This is a genomic window from Bacillus sp. BD59S, from assembly GCF_007363175.1.
Lineage (GTDB): Bacteria > Bacillota > Bacilli > Bacillales > Bacillaceae_G > Bacillus_A > Bacillus_A pacificus.
On sequence record NZ_CP034686.1, the window covers coordinates 554,869 to 572,954 of the forward strand.

Genomic DNA, 18,086 nt, shown 5'->3' on the forward strand with positions numbered 1-18,086 from the left:
AAGAAACTAAAGTGAAACTTCTTTTTTAAAGGAGGTGTCACTTTAGCTAAGAAGGCTAAAGGATATATGTGGATATTTTAAAATTACTGATGGTAGTCATTCTTATTGCATTAACAGGTTTTTTTGTAGCTGTTGAGTTTGCAATTATTAAGGTGCGTAGCAGTCGTATTGACCAACTCGTTAGTGAGAAACGACGAGGAGCATTGGCAGCAAAAAAAGTAACTTCAAATTTAGATGAATATTTATCAGCATGTCAGTTAGGTATTACAATTACCGCTTTAGGGCTTGGGTGGTTAGGCGAGCCGACTATAAAACATTTACTAGAGCCGTTGTTTTTAAAACTACACCTATCTTCTGCAATTGCAAGTACTGTTTCATTTATTATTGCTTTTGCAGTTATTACGTTTTTACATGTTGTTATTGGTGAACTTGCTCCTAAGACGTTCGCCATACAAAGGGCAGAGCAAGTTAGCTTATTATTATCGAAGCCACTTATTTATTTTTACCGAATAATGTATCCGTTTATTTGGGCTTTAAATGGTTCAGCAAGGCTTGTAACAGGGTTATTCGGATTACATCCGGCTTCTGAACATGAAGTTGCTCATTCGGAAGAAGAATTACGGTTAATCTTATCTGAGAGTTATGAGAGCGGAGAGATTAATCAAAGGGAATTTAAATATGTAAATAATATTTTTGAATTTGATAATAGAGTGGCAAAGGAAATTATGGTACCTCGTACGGAAGTTGTAGGTTTATATGAGGACGAACCATTTGAAACACATATTAAAATAATCGCACAAGAAAAATATACGAGGTATCCTGTATTTGGTGAAGATAAAGATGAAATCATTGGGATGGTTAATGTAAAGGATTTATTTATTCGTTATATGGATGGTAATCGGGACGAGGAGTGCTCGATTATGCCATATACAAGGCCGGTCATTGAAGTACTAGAAAATATTCCAATTCATGATTTACTATTACAAATGCAAAGAAAACACATTCCATTAGCTGTGTTGTATGATGAATATGGCGGTACAGCGGGGATTGTTACGTTAGAAGATATTTTAGAAGAAATTGTTGGAGAAATTCGAGATGAATACGATGAAGATGAACACCCACCTATAGAGCATATAAGTGAAGGGTGTAAAATTGTAGAGGGAAAAGTGCTTATTAGTGAAGTGAATGATTTATTTGGTATACACTTAATCGCTGATGATGTAGATACAATTGGTGGGTGGATTATGGTACAAAAGCAAATCGTTGCTGAAGGAGATATTATTGAAAAACACGGCTTTTCTTTTAAAGTTCTGGAAAAAGATATGCATCAAATTAAACGAGTGGAAATAAAGAAGGGAGAAGAATGATTTTCTATAAAAGGTATATATAGAAAATTAAATGTTTGCGCTTTCAAAAAAGGTGCTATATAGTGAAGGTGGACACTGAAAAATTCTTCTGAATGATACTCGTATTTTTAGAGGGCGAATTTTTTAAATAGGGATTTAGAATGAAAAGTATAGGTGATGAAAATGATAGCAACGAAGGATATACGTATAGAAAAAGATTTTTTAGGTGAAAAGGAAGTACCAAGTAGAGCTTATTACGGTGTACAAACATTACGTGCGGTAGAAAACTTCCCGATTACAGGATATCGCATCCATCCGTCACTCATTACGGCAATGGCAATTGTGAAAAAAGCGGCGGCACTTGCAAATATCGATACTGGTTACTTAGCGAAAGACATTGGGCACGAAATCGCAGAGGCAGCGCAAGAAATTGTTGATGGAAAATTCCATGATCAATTTATCGTAGATCCAATTCAGGGCGGTGCTGGAACTTCTATTAATATGAATACGAATGAAGTAATTGCTAATCGAGCGTTAGAACGTATGGGATATGAAAAAGGCGAGTATGCAAAAATTAGCCCAAATACGCATGTAAACATGGCTCAATCGACGAATGATGCGTTTCCAACGGGAATTCATATTGCAACTCTTATGATGTTAGAAGAACTTCTTATTACAATGGAAGAACTTCATGCTGCTTTCCGTGCAAAAGCAAAAGAGTTCGATCACGTCATTAAAATGGGACGTACACATTTACAAGACGCTGTTCCGATTCGTCTTGGACAAGAATTTGAAGCATATAGCCGCGTGCTTGCGCGTGATATAAAAAGAATTAAACAATCTCGCCAACATTTATATGAAGTGAACATGGGGGCGACAGCTGTTGGTACGGGATTAAATGCAAATCCTACGTACATTGAACAAGTGGTGAAACACTTACGAACATTTAGCGGATTCCCACTTGTTGGTGCAGAGCATTTAGTTGATGCAACGCAAAATACAGATGCATACACAGAAGTATCTGCAGCATTAAAAGTATGTATGATGAATATGTCTAAAATTGCGAATGACCTTCGTATTATGGCATCTGGTCCACGTGTTGGATTGGCGGAAATTCAATTACCAGCTCGTCAGCCAGGTTCATCTATTATGCCAGGTAAAGTAAATCCTGTTATGGCAGAAGTAATTAATCAAGTCGCTTTCCAAGTAATTGGTAATGATCATACAATTTGCTTAGCGTCAGAAGCAGGACAACTGGAGCTCAACGTAATGGAGCCTGTGCTTGTATTTAATTTAATTCAATCTATTAGTATTATGAATAACGGATTCCGTGTATTCCGTGAATATTGTATTAAAGGAATTACAGCAAATGAAGAACTGCTGAAACAATATGTTGAGAAAAGTGTTGGAATTATTACAGCAGTTAACCCTCATATTGGTTATGAAGCAGCATCACGTATTGCACGTGAAGCAATTGAAACAGGAAAATCTGTTCGGGAGTTATGTTTAGAACATGGTGTACTGACAGAAGAAGAATTGGATATTATTTTAGATCCATTCGAAATGACGCATCCTGAAATTGCTGGTGCTTCTTTACTAAAGAATAAGAAGATGTAATGTGAAAAAACACCGATCCATTTGGATCGGTGTTTTATTTTTAAAAGATATTAAATACAGCGTTTAATTGAAGTAAGCTAATGATAGCTAAGAAGATTAAACTGTATTTCATTGCTGTTTTAAATAGGGCAGATTCTTTACCAACTAGTCCAACTGCTGCACAAGCAACTGCTACAGATTGTGGTGAAACCATTTTTGCCATTGTACCACCTACTACGTTTAATGCAACAAGAGTAGAAGGAACGATGTTTAATTGATCTGCAGTTACTGCTTGAAGCGGTGCGAATAATGAACCACTTGATACTACTGAGCCTGTAATAAATACGCCAATCCATCCTAAGATTGGAGAAAGAACTGGGAATGCATTACCAGTAGAAGAGAATGCAAGTCCAAGTGTAGATGACATACCAGAGTAGTTTTCCACGTAAGCTAAAGCGATAACGCTACAGATTGTATACACTGGAGCTTTTAGTTCTTTTATTGTTTCAACCATTAATTCTTTAACCATTTTACCTTTTACGCGGTACACGATAAGTGAAACGATAATCGCTAATACGATTGCAGTAGTTGTAGATGAGAATACATCAAATTTGAAAACAGCTGCGAAAGGTGTATCAGCTTTTGTAATTGGTGTAGTTTTCATAACAGCGTTATGAAGACCAGGGAATTGAATGTTAAATACTAGGTTTGCTAGTGCGCCATCCGGAGCAAATAGAGCTTTAATTGGTTTTAAATTAAAGATTGTTACGAATGCAGTTAAGAATACGAATGGAGACCAAGCATATAAAATTTGATTGAATGTATGAGATACTTTTTCTTCTTGTTTTTCTTCTTTAGTAGAAGATTTTGGCTGCCAAACACGTAAGAATAATGCAAGAGAGATCATACTTACAACGGCTGCGAAAATATTAGTAAGTTCTGCACCTAAGAAGTAAGTTACAACGAACTGAGTAATTGCGAAAGAAACACCACTTACAAGAATACCTTGCCAAGTTTCTTTAATACCTTTCATTCCATCAACCATTGAAACAAGTAAGAAAGGTAATACAATACTGATGAATGGTAAAATAAGAACAGTTTGACGACCGATAGTTAATGCATCTAGCTCAGTTAATTGTGCTGGTACTGTAACTGGGATACCCATAGCACCCATAGCACCACCAGCGATGTTTGCTACTAAACAAATACCTGCTGCTTTTAATGGATTAAAGCCCATACCTACAAGTAGTGCAGCTGTAATAGCAACTGGAACCCCTAGACCAGCTGCGCCTTCTAAGAAAGCACCGAAAGAATAAGCGATTAATAATACTTGTAAACGTTGATCATTTGTAATGCTTGAAATACTATCACGAATGATGTTGAATTGCTCTGTTTTAACAGTTAATTTGTAAAGGAAAATTGCTGCGATAACGATAGTGCAAATTGGGTAAAATCCGGATAAAATACCGAATCCGGCAGATGCTACAGCTACTGTTGCTGGCATTTTATAAACGAATATAGCAAGAATAATAGCGATAATTACACTGTAAAGCCCAGCCATGTAACTTTTCATTTTCAGTCCCATTAAACAAATAATGAAGCAAAAAATTGGAAGTGCTGCGATTAGAGCAGATAACCAAATATTGTTTAATGGGTCATAAATTTGTGTCCAAGTACTCATAATAATGACAACTCCTATCTATTTTATGTGAAGAAATTCACATTATTTGTGAAACTATTCACAATCAACTTACATGCTTAGTATATTCTCCTTCAACACTATTGTCAACGTAAAAAAGTATAATTATTCCATAATAGTGTTAAAAGAAATGCTTTGTTCATAAAGTAGACAAAAAGCCCGCTCAAATCTATTTGAGTGGGCGAGATAAATGATTTGCATATTCTTTTTTTATAGTTGTTTATACATTATTGATCCTACAGCTCTATAGTAGAGAGCGTCTTTGTATCGCATATAGAGCTTCAGAATGTATCTCTTGTCCCATTTGATCAAGTTAGGAGTGGAACAGGAAATGTATTTAATAGGAAGTGTTCCATCATAGTTCAAGCTAGTGAATAGTAATTAAAAAGTAATAAGTTAATATTTAATGTTACGGTAGCTCTTTTTACTGAAAATTCCTTTTAGCGTAACAAAGAGGTTAAATATAACCCAAATACGTTACGATAGGTTATCAATTATAGACGGTATTTTACAATATCATTACTGCACGTTGCAATGAGGTGAAAATATAACAAAAAGCCTGATAAAACAACGTTTGCAAGCAAAGTATTTGCAGCCCGTTGTTTTGCTTTTTCGTTATATCATATAGTATAATATTCAAAATCAGCAAGGAATTTTTCCTGAGTTTTTTGCTGGTTAAGGTGGAAAAAATTTTCAGCTTTATAGGTTGATAAAGTTATGTCGTAACAGGAAATATAAGAACAGATATATAAATAAATAAAAAGAAAATAAAAACGAAAATGAGGGGAACTTTATGAGCCAAAATCAATTCGAATGTCGTATTTCAGAAGAAGATGTACAAATGTTAAGAGCGTTAGCGCATCCGTTGCGTCTACGCCTAGTAATGGAACTAATGCAACGTGGAACATGTAATGTAACACAATTACAGGAAGTGTTAGAAATTCCGCAATCAACAGTTTCGCAACATTTAACGAAATTAAAACAAAATAAAGTAGTACGCTTTGAACGACGAGGACTAGAAGTGTATTATCAAATTCATAATGATAAAGTAAGTGAAGTAGTAAAAACATTATTTTCTTAAAATTTGAATATTATGGAAAAAGACGTATGGGATATACGTCTTTTTTATTTGTCAGAAAGGTAACATGAGAGAAAATGTTGGAATGTAAGGAAGAAAAGGCTATTAATTAACATGCTGCTATATGGAATATATTCTAAAGGGAAAAGAAAAGATAGAAAGGAGTGTAGCAAGTAAAAGGAGGAATGGTAGTATGGATGTAAAACGTGTGAAACAAATTTTATCTTCTTCAAGTAGAATTGACGTTACATATGAGGGCGTACCAGTATGGATTGAGAGCTGTGACGAGCAGAGCGGGGTTGCTCAAGTGTATGATGTATCTAATCCTGGAGAAAGCGTCCACGTGAACGTGACGGCTTTAGAGGAGAAGTAATAGAAAAGACGCTTCTAAAATCAGAAGCGTCTGTTTTTGTATTATTCCATCATACGCGCAACTTTTTTAGAGAAGAGAAGGAGTACAAGTCCTAAGACGATAACGATAATGCCAATACTTGCAAATACTTCAAGGTATCCTAATGATTGTGTAAAGGAAGCAAGTTTACCAGCTAACCAGTTAGCCATACCTGAACCAGCTAACCATACACCCATTAGTAATGATGCTAATTTAACAGGTGCAATTGCACTTACCATTGATAGACCGATTGGTGATAAGAATAGTTCTCCAATTGTATGGAACATATAAGTGATAACGATGAATAATAAGTTTGCTTTAACAGTTATATCAGCTTCACTACTTCCAGTTTTTAGAACCGCTAATGTTAAAACAAGGTAACCTATACCTAGTAAAATCATACCAAATGCCATTTTTGTTGGTATTTTTAAATCACCACGCTTTGATTTAGAAAGTTTTAACCATAGCATAGATACGAATGGTGCAAGTAGTACGATGAACGCTGGATTAACGGATTGGAACCAAGATGTTGGAATTTCCCATCCAAAAATTGTACGATCAACAAATTTATCTGTATAAAGTGTTAAAGAACTACCAGCTTGTTCAAAGCCTGCCCAGAAGAATACTACGAAACAAGTTAAAATTACAATTGCCCAAGTGCGGTTTTTTTCTTGTTTTGTTAAAGGTTTCTTTTCGATTGCAGGTTGATTTTTTGTTTTTTTACCAACAACTGTTGTTCCTGCTGTACCAAGATAGCGAGGAGCTAATAAGTTGAAAACAATTTGTCCAATAATCATACCGATACAAGCTGCTAAGAATCCGTATTTATATCCCATAACCATAACGCCATCAACGCTTGTTTTAAAGAAATCTTCTGCTAAAAATCCACAAATAAGTGGAGCGAAGAAAGCACCTACGTTAATACCCATATAGAAGATAGTAAATGCACTGTCACGACGTGAATCATTTTCACTATACAATTCACCTAACAGTGTAGAAATATTTGGTTTGAAGAACCCATTACCAATAACTAATAGTATTAATCCTAGAAATAGTCCTGTTTTTGTATTCATTGAGAATAGTACAAAGTTGCCGATTGCCATAATAATTCCGCCGAGAGTAATGGCATGACGTCTTGTAATATAATGATCTGTTAGCCATCCACCTATAATTGGCATGAAATATACTGCCGCTGTAAAAGTACCATATAATTGCACTGCAAACGCCTTATCAAATCCTAACCCGCCACTAACCGCAGCAGTCGTTAAATAAAGAACTAAAAGGCCACGCATTCCATAATAACTAAATCTTTCCCACATTTCTGTTAAGAACAACAAGTACAATCCTGGTGGATGTTTTTTTGGTGATTGTTGCTCTCCAGCTTTGTCTAATTTTAAAGCTGCATCCATTTTTGTTTCCCCCTAATCCTGTATAACGGATATTTATGTAATCATTTTAATTTACAAAATATTTAGAAGTCAATAGAATTATATGGAAATAGAAAGAAAATTTCTAAAAAAATCTATTGTTCTTCGACCGTTACTGTATTTTGCCCTGAAAACGAGATGATAAGCGTTTTCAAATGTAATAATTGAATTCTAAAAGAAAATAAAATAGTGATTAATCAGAAAATTTAGATTAAAATATTTATTCTGATATAGAGAAAATATATTCTATTTACTTTTATAATATAACATATTGGGAATAAAAATACAAAACGAAATAATGTGACATTTAAGTGAATTGAAAAATAACCAGCTCCACAGAAGGGGAGCTGGTTAAGGAAATACTATTTAACAAAGCGTTTTTCGATATCATCTAATAGTAGGTTAGCAGCCATTACACCGCCAGCGGTATTCCAAATCACATCGTCAACTTTGTATGCTTTATTATTTTTCACTGCATTTAAGTTTTTAAATAATGGATCATTGATATATTCTTTTTCTAATTCAGAGCCTTTTTTCTCGTTTCCTTTATCGAATGTGAAGTAGAACAATACATCGCCATCCATTGCAGAAATACGTTCTTTAGATACGTTACGCTCTGCGAAGTCATCTTTATTTTGATCGCCAGGACGTTTAAATCCAAGTTCTTTTAAAATAACACCAGAGAATGTATCACCATGATAAATACGAACATCACCAGGCATGAAGCGAACCATAGAGATTTCTTGATTTACTTTATCACCTAGTTTGGCTTTTAAATCTTTCATACTTTTATCGTAATCAGCTAAAACCCTTTGGCCTTCTTTTTCTTTATTTAATGCTTTCGCATAAAACTTGAAGTTATCTTTCCATTCACCGCGTAATGTTTCAGAGAACACAGTAGGTGCAATTGCTTTTAGTTGCTCGTACACTTTTTCGTGACGCATTTTGTTACCGATAATTAAGTCTGGTTTTAAAGAAGCGATTGTTTCTACGTTCACTTGTCCTTCATCACCAACAACTTTTACATCTTTCATTTTATCTTTAATATGTGGATACCATGGATCACCAGTCCAAGATTTTACAGCCCCAACTGGTTTCACACCTAGCTCAAGTAAAGCTTCAGTTCCTTCGTTTGTTAAAATAACTACACGTTTTGGATTAGCTGGAACTTCTGTTTTCCCCATTGCATGTTCCACAGTAATCATTTCTTTTTTTGTATCTTCTTTTGATTCGTCTTTCGTATTTGATTTTCCACAAGCACTTAAAATTAGTGAAAAGGCTAATAAAAATACAAATACTGTAAACGATTTCTTTTGCATGAATTTCATTATGTACCCCCTAGATACTGAGAAGTTTTTTCAATAGCAAGCATGATATTAATACTTCATGGTCTAATTGTCAATGAAAATAATTCTCATTATCGTTGACAATGAGAATTAACTTGAAATACACTTACAACGTATCATTATACATTGAAGGGGAAACGCTGCATGTTATTAAAAACAAATCAAGCAAAATGGATTGGATTATTTGTTGGGATCATTGCAGTTATTATTTGTATTTGGGGAAGTATTATTTTCGGATATACAAATACGAGCTGGAAATTAGCGTTAGATGCTTTTTTTCATTTCAATGGTTCCAATGAACATATTATTATTCAAAATGTACGCCTACCAAGGGCATTAATTGCAGCTAGTGTTGGTGCTAGTTTAGCCATTGCGGGTTGTCTTATGCAAACTTTAACGAAGAATCCGCTTGCTTCTCCAGATTTTATTGGATTAAATTCAGGTGCTGCTTTCTTCATAGTTGTAGCAATTGTTATTTTTTCCGTGACGTCATTATCAGCTTTCACGTGGATTGCCTTTTTAGGAGCGGCAATTGCAGCTGTACTTGTATTCGCTTCTAGTTCTTTAGGAAAAGAGGGGACAACGCCTCTTAAGTTAACATTAGCAGGGGTCGCATTTAGTGCGTTATTTTCATCATTAACACAAGGATTACTTGTTTTAAATGAAAAGGCGCTTGAAGAAGTATTATTTTGGCTTGCCGGATCTGTGCAAGGAAGAAAGTTAGAAATTTTACAATCTGTATTCCCATATTTATTAATAGGCTGGATCGCATCTCTTATGATGGCAGGGAAAGTAAATACATTAATGATGGGGGAAGACGTTGCAAAAGGACTTGGTCAAAGAACGATTTTAATGAAATCATTCATACTACTTATTATTGTCCTGTTATCTGGTGGTTCAGTTGCGGTCGCTGGTCCGATTGGATTTATTGGTATTGTTACTCCGCATTTTGCCAGATTTCTTGTTGGAGTAGATCATAGGTGGCGAGTACCGTATAGTGGCTTGTTAGGTGCAATACTATTAATCTTAGCTGATATAGCAGCAAGATATGTCATTATGCCACAAGAAGTACCGGTAGGGGTTATGACAGCATTTATCGGGGCCCCATTCTTTATTTATATTGCACGTAAGAGAGGGCTTAGCAAATGAAGAAGTATATTCCGTTTCGTATAGGAAAAGGCGGGCTCTCGTTTTTAATGTATAAAAGAGCTTGTCTCGTCTTATTCAGTTTACTAGTTGTTTTAATAGGATTATTTTTTGCGAGTGCAGGTATGGGAGACATGAAAATTGCTCCTTATGATGTATGGCAAGCGATCAATGGAAATGGCGATGCAATGTCCAATATGGTTGTAAATAAGTTTCGTATGCCGCGTATTTTAATTGCTATTCTTGTAGGAATCGCACTTGCGGTAGCAGGATGTATTTTACAAGGTCTCGTCCGAAATCCACTTGCTTCTCCGGATATCATCGGGATTACAGGTGGTGCAAGTGTTGCAGTTGTACTGTTTTTAGCTATATTTAGTGATAAAAATAATGCGCTAACTGTAAGCATTCATTATATGCCGTTAGCAGCCTTTGTTGGGGCAACAATTGTAGCGCTTTTTGTATATTTATTTGCATGGAGAAATGACGGGTTATCGCCGATTAGTCTTGTTTTAATTGGTGTTGGGTTTTGGGCGTTAACGAAAGCGGCAACGACTTTGTTTATGTTATTAGCGCCAATTTATCAAGCGAGTCAAGCGAATGTATGGATTACGGGTACTGTTTACGGTTCTTCATGGCAAAATGTTATGGTACTTGCACCGTGGGTTCTCATTTTAACGGTAATATCATTTATAGCTGCTAGACATTTAAATGCGCAAGAGCTAGGGGATGATATTGCGGTAGGACTTGGTGTTCCTTTAACGAAGTCACGCGTATTCATGTTATTACTGAGTACAGCTTTAATTGGTGGAGCAGTTGCCTTTGCTGGAGGAATTGGATTTGTCGGTTTAATGGCACCTCATATTTCACGAAGACTAGTTGGTTCTTTATACGGTGCATTACTCCCAGTTGCGGCGATTGTTGGTGCAATTTTAGTACTTGCTGCAGATTTAATTGGGCGTACAGTTTTCACCCCACTTGAAATTCCAGCAGGAGTATTTACATCAGCAATTGGTGCACCTTATTTTATTTATTTACTTTATAAAAGTCGGAATTCATAAAGGGAGATGAATATGCAAAAAGCATTGGAGACGAAACGTTTGACGTTGTCTTATGGTGAAACAATTATTATTAATGAGTTGAATTTAGAAATTCCAAAAGGAGAAATTACAATCTTCATTGGTTCTAATGGTTGCGGGAAATCAACTTTATTACGTTCACTAGCTAGATTATTAAAGCCAACAACTGGTGATATTTTGTTAGATAATCAAGCTATTCAAAGTATGCAAACGAAGCAAATTGCTCGTCAAATGGCAATTTTACCGCAAGGACCGCAAGCGCCGGAAGGGCTTACAGTATTGCAACTTGTAAAACAAGGCCGCTATCCATATCAAACATGGCTGAAACAGTGGTCAGAAAAAGACGAGGAAATGGTACAGAAGGCACTTGCGGCAACAGGGATGACAGAATTTGCTGAGCGTGATGTACATGCTCTTTCAGGTGGACAACGACAACGTGCTTGGATTGCAATGACGCTTGCACAAGATACAGATATTATTTTACTGGATGAGCCTACTACCTATTTAGATATGACTCACCAAATTGAAGTGCTTGATTTATTATTCGAATTAAATGAAACAGAACAAAGAACAATTGTCATGGTATTACACGATTTAAATTTAGCATGTCGTTATGCAGACAATATTGTAGCCATTCAAGATAAACAAATATATGCACAAGGTAAACCTGAAGAAGTAGTGGATGAGAAGCTAGTACGTGATGTATTCCGAATGGAGTGTCAAATTAGTACGGATCCATTATTTGGAACGCCACTTTGTATCCCGCATGGAAAAGGAAGACGTGTACGTAATGAGGTTGCTCAGGCAATGAGATAATAAAAAAAGACGATGAGGATTCCATCGTCTTTTTTTATTTTTCGCAAGAGAATAATAGGAAGAGGGGAATACGTAACCGACGTTCATATTCTTCTTCACTCTGAAAATAAGTTTGATTTGGTGTAGCTTCTTTTAAATTTGTAATCGTAAATCCGGCTTGTTGTAACAATGTGAAATATTCTTCCATTGTACGATGATATTTAATAACTTCTTGATCAATCCAAGGTTCAACGCGTTTACCGATTTTAAAATAATCATCGACGAGCCAGTTCGTTCTTTTCCCGCTCGTTTGTAAGCTTTCAAATGAAGAGGTAATAATAGGATGTTGAACGCTAAAAGTAAAGGTTCCATTTGTTTTTAAAGTTTCGTACACATTTTGAAAAATGATAGGAAGATGTTCAATATAATGTAAGGCGAGTCTAGATGTTACTAAATCAAAAGTAGCAGGAGGGTATGTGTAGTCTTTGAGGTTTAAAAAATGGACGGTCCCATTTTTATCTTCTAGTTGTTTTTTAGCTTTTTCATACATAAGTTCGGAGCCTTCAATACCAGTGTAAGCGTGGCAGTCTTTTTCTAATAATTCCTTGCCAAATTTTGCGTCACCGCAGCCTAAATCGAGGATTTTCTTTCCTTCCACATCACCAATGAGTTGAAAGAAGGCTGGTTTTTCAAGTGATTCATTTGGGCTATTTTCTCGGTATCTTCGTTTCATATATTGTTCAAAAAATGATTCATTATTATATACATCAGATTCAGTAAATGCCATGATTGAAGCCCCCTTACATATTTTTTTTATTCTACCAAATATGAAAAGTAAATGATAGATTTCTTGTAACGAATCATATATAATCTAGAATTGTAAGCGGTTACTTTAAACTATTTTTCTATAATAAATTCTGAAAACGTGTTAAGCTAGTAGAGGGATTATTAGAACTATTAAGACAATAATTCGCTTACATGAACGATGGGAGGCTTCACGATGTCTAGTAAAACACTTGCAAAATTTTTAGAAGAAAATTTAGAGGATTTAAAATCAAAGGGGCTTTATAACGTAATTGATCCGCTTGAGAGTTCAAATGGACCGATCATTACAATTGGCGGAAAAGAATATATTAACTTATCTTCAAACAACTATCTTGGATTAGCAACAGATAGCCGTTTACAAGAAGCAGCAATTGGCGCAATTCATAAGTACGGTGTTGGAGCAGGAGCTGTTCGTACAATTAACGGTACTTTAGATTTGCATATTAAATTAGAAGAGACAATTGCAAAGTTTAAACATACAGAAGCAGCAATTGCGTACCAATCAGGATTTAACTGTAATATGGCAGCGATTTCAGCCGTTATGGATAAAAATGATGCGATTCTTTCAGACGAATTAAACCACGCTTCTATTATTGATGGTAGTCGTTTATCAAAAGCAAAAATTATTGTTTATAAACATTCTGATATGGAAGATTTACGCCAAAAAGCAATCGCGGCGAAAGAATCAGGTCTTTACAATAAATTAATGGTAATTACAGACGGTGTCTTCTCAATGGATGGAGATGTTGCAAAACTACCAGAAATTGTTGAGATTGCAGAAGAATTAGATTTAATGACATACGTAGATGATGCACACGGTTCAGGTGTACTTGGTAAAGGTGCAGGAACTGTAAAACACTTCGGTCTGTCTGATAAAGTTGATTTCCAAATTGGTACATTATCAAAAGCAATTGGGGTAATTGGTGGATATGTAGCAGGGAAACAAAACTTAATTGACTGGTTAAAAGTTCGTTCACGTCCATTCTTATTCTCTACAGCATTAACACCAGCTGATGCAGCCGCTTGCATGAGATCAATTGAAATCTTAATGGAAAGCACAGAGTTGCACGATCGTTTATGGGAAAACGGTCGCTATTTAAAACAAGGGTTAAAAGAACTTGGCTTTAATATCGGAGAAAGTGAAACGCCAATTACACCTTGTATTATTGGTGACGAAGTATTAACACAAGAATTTAGTAAACGTCTAAATGAAGAAGGCGTATATGCAAAATCTATCGTCTTCCCAACTGTAGCAAAAGGAACAGGGCGCGTTCGTAATATGCCTACAGCAGCTCATACGAAAGAAATGTTAGATGAAGCAATTCGTAAGTATGAAAAAGTAGGGAAAGAAATGGGCATCATTTAAGTAACGACATCTTTTGAATAGCTTGCAAATGAGGAGTGGGGAAAATGAAAAAAATTCTAGTAACCGGTTCTTTAGGGCAAATTGGTTCTGAACTAGTAATGAAACTTCGTGATGTATACGGTGCATCAAATGTTATTGCAACAGATATTCGTGAAACAGATAGTGAAGTAGTAACGTCTGGTCCATTTGAAACGTTAGATGTAACAGATGGGCAAAAACTACATGATATTGCAAAGCGTAATGAAGTAGATACAATTATTCATTTAGCAGCTTTACTTTCAGCAACAGCAGAAAAAAATCCGTTATTTGCTTGGAATTTAAATATGGGTGGACTTGTAAATGCATTAGAAGCAGCTCGTGAATTAAACTGTAAGTTTTTCACGCCAAGTTCTATCGGTGCATTCGGTCCATCAACGCCGAAAGATAATACGCCACAAGATACAATTCAGCGTCCTACTACGATGTATGGGGTAAACAAAGTAGCAGGAGAATTACTATGCGATTATTATCATCAAAAGTTTGGCGTTGATACGCGCGGTGTACGCTTTCCAGGTTTAATTTCTTACGTAGCTCCTCCAGGAGGCGGAACAACTGACTATGCAGTTGAAATTTATTATGAGGCGATTAAAAAAGGCACATACACCTCATACATTGGAGAAGGAACATACATGGATATGATGTATATGCCAGATGCTTTACAAGCAATCATTTCATTAATGGAAGCTGATCCAAGTAAACTTGTGCATAGAAACGCGTTCAATATTACAGCAATGAGCTTTGAGCCAGAGCAAATTGCAGCATCAATTCGTAAACACATCCCGACGTTTACAATGGATTACGCTGTAGATCCTGCTCGTCAAACAATCGCTGATAGCTGGCCAAACTCTATTGATGCAACAGCAGCAATGAAAGAGTGGGGCTTTAAAGCAGAATACGATTTAGACAAAATGACAACGGACATGTTGGCTAAGTTAAAAAAAAAGCTCACAGCTGAGTTAGTGATGAATTAATAGGAAGGGTCGATTCTTAGGAATCGGCCCTTTTATTTGTATTTTAAGAATATACAAATAATTATAAGTGTGATAGAATGAGTTAATTTGTGCATAAAGGGGAGAGATACAATGGAGAAATGGGAGTTAGCAAAGGAAATTTACAATACATCACGTTTAACGGGAACATTTAAACTTCGATCAGGACAAGTATCAAATCAATACTTTGATAAGTACTTATTTGAATCTAATCCGGTACTGTTATTAGAAATTGCTAAACAATTGAAAGAGCTCATTCCTCTTGAGACAGAAGTACTCGCAGGTTTAGAGATGGGAGGAATTCCAGTAGCAACAGCATTATCTTTACAAACAGGTATACCAGTTGTATTTGTAAGAAAAGAAGCGAAGAAGTACGGTACATGTAAGTTAGCAGAAGGGGTTAATATTGCTGGGAAAAATGTTTGTGTTGTTGAGGATGTTATTACAACAGGTGGTCAAATATTATTAAGCACGAAAGATTTAAGAGAACTAGGTGCGAAAGTACATCATGTTCTAGGTGTGATTGAACGAACGAAAGAGGGAAGAGAAAACTTATTAGAAGATGGTTTACAACTACATTCTTTATTTACAATGGATGAGTTAATTGAAGGAGAAAAGCAACATGCAAAGAGTTGACGTCGTATATGCACTAATACATGATGAAGGAACAGATAAAATATTAATGGTACATAATGTAGAACAAAACGTTTGGTCACTGCCAGGCGGTGCTGTTGAAAAGGGTGAAACGTTAGAAGAAGCTCTAGTAAGGGAAGTAAAAGAAGAGACAGGTTTAACTGCCGTGGCAGGTGGACTTGTTGCAATCAATGAAAAATTCTTTGAAGTATCAGGGAATCATGCGATACTTTTTACATTCCGAGCAAATGTAGTAAAAGGTGAACTGATTGCAGAAGATGAAGAAGAAATTTCTGCAATAGAGTGGGTGGATCGAACGATCGCAAATGAAAGATTCCCATTCTACGATGGAGGATTCGAGGCATTATTAGAAGTAGCCATTCCATACAAGTTTCAACCAGAAACAAAGTGATTGAAAGAAAAAAACAGGAGCGCAACGCTCCTGTTTTTCTATTCAATCGTCTTCAGTAATAACTTTTTCAATAGTGGTTTAATCTTCAGACGTAAATCTTCAGCGTGATTTGCAACTAAGAAGTGATGGTTATAAATGTTCTTCATTAATTGATAAGTTGCTTCTTTCGCTTCGCCTTCTTCGATGAAAATTCCGATTACTTCCATACCACTTTTACGAGCAAGTTTGACAGCTTCATGCGTATCTAAAATACCGTCTTGTTGGTAGTCTAGCGCAGAAGGCTCACCGTCTGTGAAGACAAGTAAGAATTTATGCTTTTCGGGTCTTTTTGCAAGCTTTTCAGAAACGATACGAATAATATATCCGTCGCGATTATCTTCTTCTTCGCGAAGCTGCATAATTTCGGGACCAACGTTTGGTAATGTTGAGTTTTTATACGTTACAACTTCATGGATAACGTTCGGTTTATCTTCAGGTTTAGCACTAGAAGCATCTTCCCAAAATCCGCTAATAGCGTGCGGGATTTTTAACGATTTCAATGCTTCATGGAATAGGACCACACTCTTTTTTGTTTCTTCCATTTTGTTATACATAGAACCAGAGCAGTCTACTAATAGTTGGAATGCAACGTCGAGCTCTTGTGATTCTTGCCCTTTTTTATAAAACATGCGAGGCTGCTTTTCAGTATAAATACGAAGGAATTTCTTACGAAGTCTTCCGTAATATTTATCACTATTTGCATTCGTTTTATTTTCAATCGTTTTTTCGATAATTTTCTTTAATTCTTTTACATCTTTATTAACGACTGATTTGATAGCTTGGTAATCTTTTTTCTCATCGGTATTTGCTTTGCGAGCTTCTTTAAATGTATGAGAAGCACCAACGTTATACTTACCGTATGCACCATCATTTTGACTAGAAGCGTGAGAAGCTCTTGCTTCTTTTGTGTCAGCACCATCAAAGTTAGATTGTGTACTTTTTTGAGAAGTACCTTGTACAGAGCCAAGTGCTTGGTCGCCATCTTCTGATTCGCGAGCAGTGTCACCCATCATATTTGTTTTGGTTCCGCTTTCTAATTCAAAGCGTAAAAAGTTCTCGTTTTCATTGTTTTTATTTTCACGGTGCCATGTTGAGAAGCTTTCATCCATTTTGTTTTTATTTTCATCGTCATCTATGAGCTGCGTATCATCATTTGCTAAATCTTCGACGCGACAGTTTTTTTCGTCTGCAATGACAGATAAATAAAGCGGTGCATGCCCGAAATAGTTGTTAAGCATATCACTTTCAAGAAGCTCCTCTAAGCGATAGCGAATTTTCTCAACGATATACATAATATCTTCCGTATTACGAGCTTGGAATGTTTCATGCAAAATAGCTTCAATTTGCTCGAAATATTCATTATTAAACATTTCATATTTATCGCTCGTTAATGAAAGATAGCAGAGACAAAATAGACGATCACCGTGATAGTTACGAACACGATTGATTTCATTTTGTGAGCCGAAGTAATTGCGATACATTTCTTTTCTTCTTTTAAAAACATGCTTTGTGCCAGGGCGTAAGTTTTTTACGATTTCCTCAACACGTAAATCTTCTAATAGAACAAATAATTGTGTTAAAAACTTTTTTAAGGGTGATTCTTGTAATTCAATCGCATAAGAACGAATTAAAGTCATGTCCGAGTAATGTTTATTACCAAGTGCTTTTAAAAACACTTCGCTTTTTAATCCGATTACTGTATCCTCTTCTTTTCGATCATCCCAAAAGTGACTAATGACAACCTTTTTTTCAATTTCGTCGTAGTATGCTTTATAGCCATACTCAAGGTAGGCATCATCTTCTTTGAGAAGGGCATACATTAAGTTTTCCATTTGTAGAAACAGCGACGCATCAATTTTTTTGTCACTAAAAATTTGTCTCAT

The 18,086-nt window shown here is 35.7% G+C and carries 16 protein-coding genes; 11 read left to right on the forward strand and 5 right to left on the reverse strand.

The annotated features are described in order from the left end of the window. The first annotated feature begins 68 nt into the window (after positions 1-68). Entirely contained in the window at positions 69-1,367 is a 1,299-nt protein-coding gene (locus EKQ63_RS04790) for a hemolysin family protein (RefSeq protein WP_087953869.1), read from the forward strand. Between the two features lie 162 nt (positions 1,368-1,529). After that, a complete protein-coding gene (gene aspA / locus EKQ63_RS04795; protein ID WP_087953868.1) occupies positions 1,530-2,963 on the forward strand; it encodes an aspartate ammonia-lyase in 1,434 nt (477 codons plus the stop codon). 40 nt (positions 2,964-3,003) lie between these two features. On the opposite strand, the gene EKQ63_RS04800 is transcribed toward aspA, so the two are convergent. Further along, entirely contained in the window at positions 3,004-4,623 is a 1,620-nt protein-coding gene (locus EKQ63_RS04800; protein ID WP_087953867.1) for an L-lactate permease, read from the reverse strand. Positions 4,624-5,434: 811 nt separating this feature from the next. Here EKQ63_RS04800 and EKQ63_RS04805 point away from each other — a divergent pair. Both EKQ63_RS04805 and EKQ63_RS04810 read left to right on the forward strand, forming a co-directional pair. Beyond that, the gene (locus EKQ63_RS04805) at positions 5,435-5,722 is read left to right on the forward strand and encodes an ArsR/SmtB family transcription factor (protein ID WP_000081429.1); all 288 of its coding nucleotides are present in this window, start codon (positions 5,435-5,437) and stop codon (positions 5,720-5,722) included. 190 nt (positions 5,723-5,912) lie between these two features. Continuing rightward, complete coding sequence (locus EKQ63_RS04810) at positions 5,913-6,092, forward strand: acid-soluble spore protein H (RefSeq protein ID WP_000382683.1); 180 nt, start codon at positions 5,913-5,915, stop codon at positions 6,090-6,092. A 41-nt stretch (positions 6,093-6,133) separates the two neighbouring features. On the opposite strand, the gene EKQ63_RS04815 is transcribed toward EKQ63_RS04810, so the two are convergent. Both EKQ63_RS04815 and EKQ63_RS04820 read right to left on the reverse strand, forming a co-directional pair. After that, positions 6,134-7,519 carry a peptide MFS transporter gene (locus tag EKQ63_RS04815; RefSeq protein WP_143880770.1) on the reverse strand — a complete coding sequence of 462 codons (1,386 nt, stop codon included), beginning with the start codon at positions 7,517-7,519 and terminating at the stop codon, positions 6,134-6,136. Positions 7,520-7,899: 380 nt separating this feature from the next. Beyond that, positions 7,900-8,865, reverse strand: coding sequence for an ABC transporter substrate-binding protein (locus EKQ63_RS04820; protein WP_087997442.1), 966 nt, complete (start codon positions 8,863-8,865; stop codon positions 7,900-7,902). 162 nt (positions 8,866-9,027) lie between these two features. Between EKQ63_RS04820 and EKQ63_RS04825 the strand changes: the two genes are divergently transcribed. Genes EKQ63_RS04825 through EKQ63_RS04835 form a run of 3 tightly spaced genes read left to right on the forward strand, consistent with a single transcriptional unit; the run spans position 9,028 to position 11,921 of the window. After that, positions 9,028-10,032: a FecCD family ABC transporter permease gene (locus EKQ63_RS04825; protein ID WP_143880771.1), complete on the forward strand. Its 1,005-nt coding sequence runs from the start codon at positions 9,028-9,030 to the stop codon at positions 10,030-10,032. After that, complete coding sequence (locus EKQ63_RS04830) at positions 10,029-11,087, forward strand: FecCD family ABC transporter permease (protein WP_143880772.1); 1,059 nt, start codon at positions 10,029-10,031, stop codon at positions 11,085-11,087. The genes EKQ63_RS04825 and EKQ63_RS04830 overlap by 4 nt, the downstream gene beginning before the upstream one ends. A 12-nt stretch (positions 11,088-11,099) precedes the next feature. Further along, positions 11,100-11,921: an ABC transporter ATP-binding protein gene (locus EKQ63_RS04835; protein ID WP_087953862.1), complete on the forward strand. Its 822-nt coding sequence runs from the start codon at positions 11,100-11,102 to the stop codon at positions 11,919-11,921. Between the two features lie 34 nt (positions 11,922-11,955). Here EKQ63_RS04835 and EKQ63_RS04840 read toward each other — a convergent pair whose 3' ends face one another. After that, positions 11,956-12,687, reverse strand: coding sequence for a class I SAM-dependent methyltransferase (locus EKQ63_RS04840; RefSeq protein ID WP_143880773.1), 732 nt, complete (start codon positions 12,685-12,687; stop codon positions 11,956-11,958). Between the two features lie 213 nt (positions 12,688-12,900). Between EKQ63_RS04840 and EKQ63_RS04845 the strand changes: the two genes are divergently transcribed. The 4 genes from EKQ63_RS04845 to EKQ63_RS04860 all read left to right on the forward strand — a co-directional run bounded on the left by EKQ63_RS04845 (position 12,901) and on the right by EKQ63_RS04860 (position 16,164). Beyond that, the gene (locus EKQ63_RS04845; RefSeq protein WP_000095906.1) at positions 12,901-14,091 is read left to right on the forward strand and encodes a glycine C-acetyltransferase; all 1,191 of its coding nucleotides are present in this window, start codon (positions 12,901-12,903) and stop codon (positions 14,089-14,091) included. A gap of 44 nt (positions 14,092-14,135) precedes the next feature. Then, positions 14,136-15,101, forward strand: a complete 966-nt coding sequence (locus tag EKQ63_RS04850) for an L-threonine 3-dehydrogenase (protein ID WP_087953860.1) — start codon at positions 14,136-14,138, stop codon at positions 15,099-15,101. A 111-nt stretch (positions 15,102-15,212) separates the two neighbouring features. Further along, entirely contained in the window at positions 15,213-15,755 is a 543-nt protein-coding gene (gene pyrE / locus EKQ63_RS04855; RefSeq protein ID WP_143880774.1) for an orotate phosphoribosyltransferase, read from the forward strand. Continuing rightward, a complete protein-coding gene (locus EKQ63_RS04860) occupies positions 15,742-16,164 on the forward strand; it encodes an NUDIX hydrolase (protein ID WP_143880775.1) in 423 nt (140 codons plus the stop codon). Before pyrE ends, EKQ63_RS04860 begins: the two co-directional genes overlap by 14 nt. A 38-nt stretch (positions 16,165-16,202) precedes the next feature. Here EKQ63_RS04860 and EKQ63_RS04865 read toward each other — a convergent pair whose 3' ends face one another. Continuing rightward, positions 16,203-18,086, reverse strand: a complete 1,884-nt coding sequence (locus EKQ63_RS04865; RefSeq protein ID WP_087953857.1) for a vWA domain-containing protein — start codon at positions 18,084-18,086, stop codon at positions 16,203-16,205.

Excerpts from the sequence above, each read along its gene's own strand:
- aspA (WP_087953868.1), top strand. The coding sequence starts at position 1,530 with ATGATAGCAACGAAGGATATACGTATAGAAAAAGATTTTTTAGGTGAA.
- EKQ63_RS04800 (WP_087953867.1), bottom strand. The coding sequence starts at position 4,623 with ATGAGTACTTGGACACAAATTTATGACCCATTAAACAATATTTGGTTA.
- EKQ63_RS04805 (WP_000081429.1), top strand. The coding sequence starts at position 5,435 with ATGAGCCAAAATCAATTCGAATGTCGTATTTCAGAAGAAGATGTACAA.
- EKQ63_RS04810 (WP_000382683.1), top strand. The coding sequence starts at position 5,913 with ATGGATGTAAAACGTGTGAAACAAATTTTATCTTCTTCAAGTAGAATT.
- EKQ63_RS04815 (WP_143880770.1), bottom strand. The coding sequence starts at position 7,519 with ATGGATGCAGCTTTAAAATTAGACAAAGCTGGAGAGCAACAATCACCA.
- EKQ63_RS04820 (WP_087997442.1), bottom strand. The coding sequence starts at position 8,865 with ATGAAATTCATGCAAAAGAAATCGTTTACAGTATTTGTATTTTTATTA.
- EKQ63_RS04825 (WP_143880771.1), top strand. The coding sequence starts at position 9,028 with ATGTTATTAAAAACAAATCAAGCAAAATGGATTGGATTATTTGTTGGG.
- EKQ63_RS04830 (WP_143880772.1), top strand. The coding sequence starts at position 10,029 with ATGAAGAAGTATATTCCGTTTCGTATAGGAAAAGGCGGGCTCTCGTTT.
- EKQ63_RS04835 (WP_087953862.1), top strand. The coding sequence starts at position 11,100 with ATGCAAAAAGCATTGGAGACGAAACGTTTGACGTTGTCTTATGGTGAA.
- EKQ63_RS04840 (WP_143880773.1), bottom strand. The coding sequence starts at position 12,687 with ATGGCATTTACTGAATCTGATGTATATAATAATGAATCATTTTTTGAA.
- EKQ63_RS04845 (WP_000095906.1), top strand. The coding sequence starts at position 12,901 with ATGTCTAGTAAAACACTTGCAAAATTTTTAGAAGAAAATTTAGAGGAT.
- EKQ63_RS04850 (WP_087953860.1), top strand. The coding sequence starts at position 14,136 with ATGAAAAAAATTCTAGTAACCGGTTCTTTAGGGCAAATTGGTTCTGAA.
- pyrE (WP_143880774.1), top strand. The coding sequence starts at position 15,213 with ATGGAGAAATGGGAGTTAGCAAAGGAAATTTACAATACATCACGTTTA.
- EKQ63_RS04860 (WP_143880775.1), top strand. The coding sequence starts at position 15,742 with ATGCAAAGAGTTGACGTCGTATATGCACTAATACATGATGAAGGAACA.
- EKQ63_RS04865 (WP_087953857.1), bottom strand. The coding sequence starts at position 18,086 with ATGAGACAAATTTTTAGTGACAAAAAAATTGATGCGTCGCTGTTTCTA.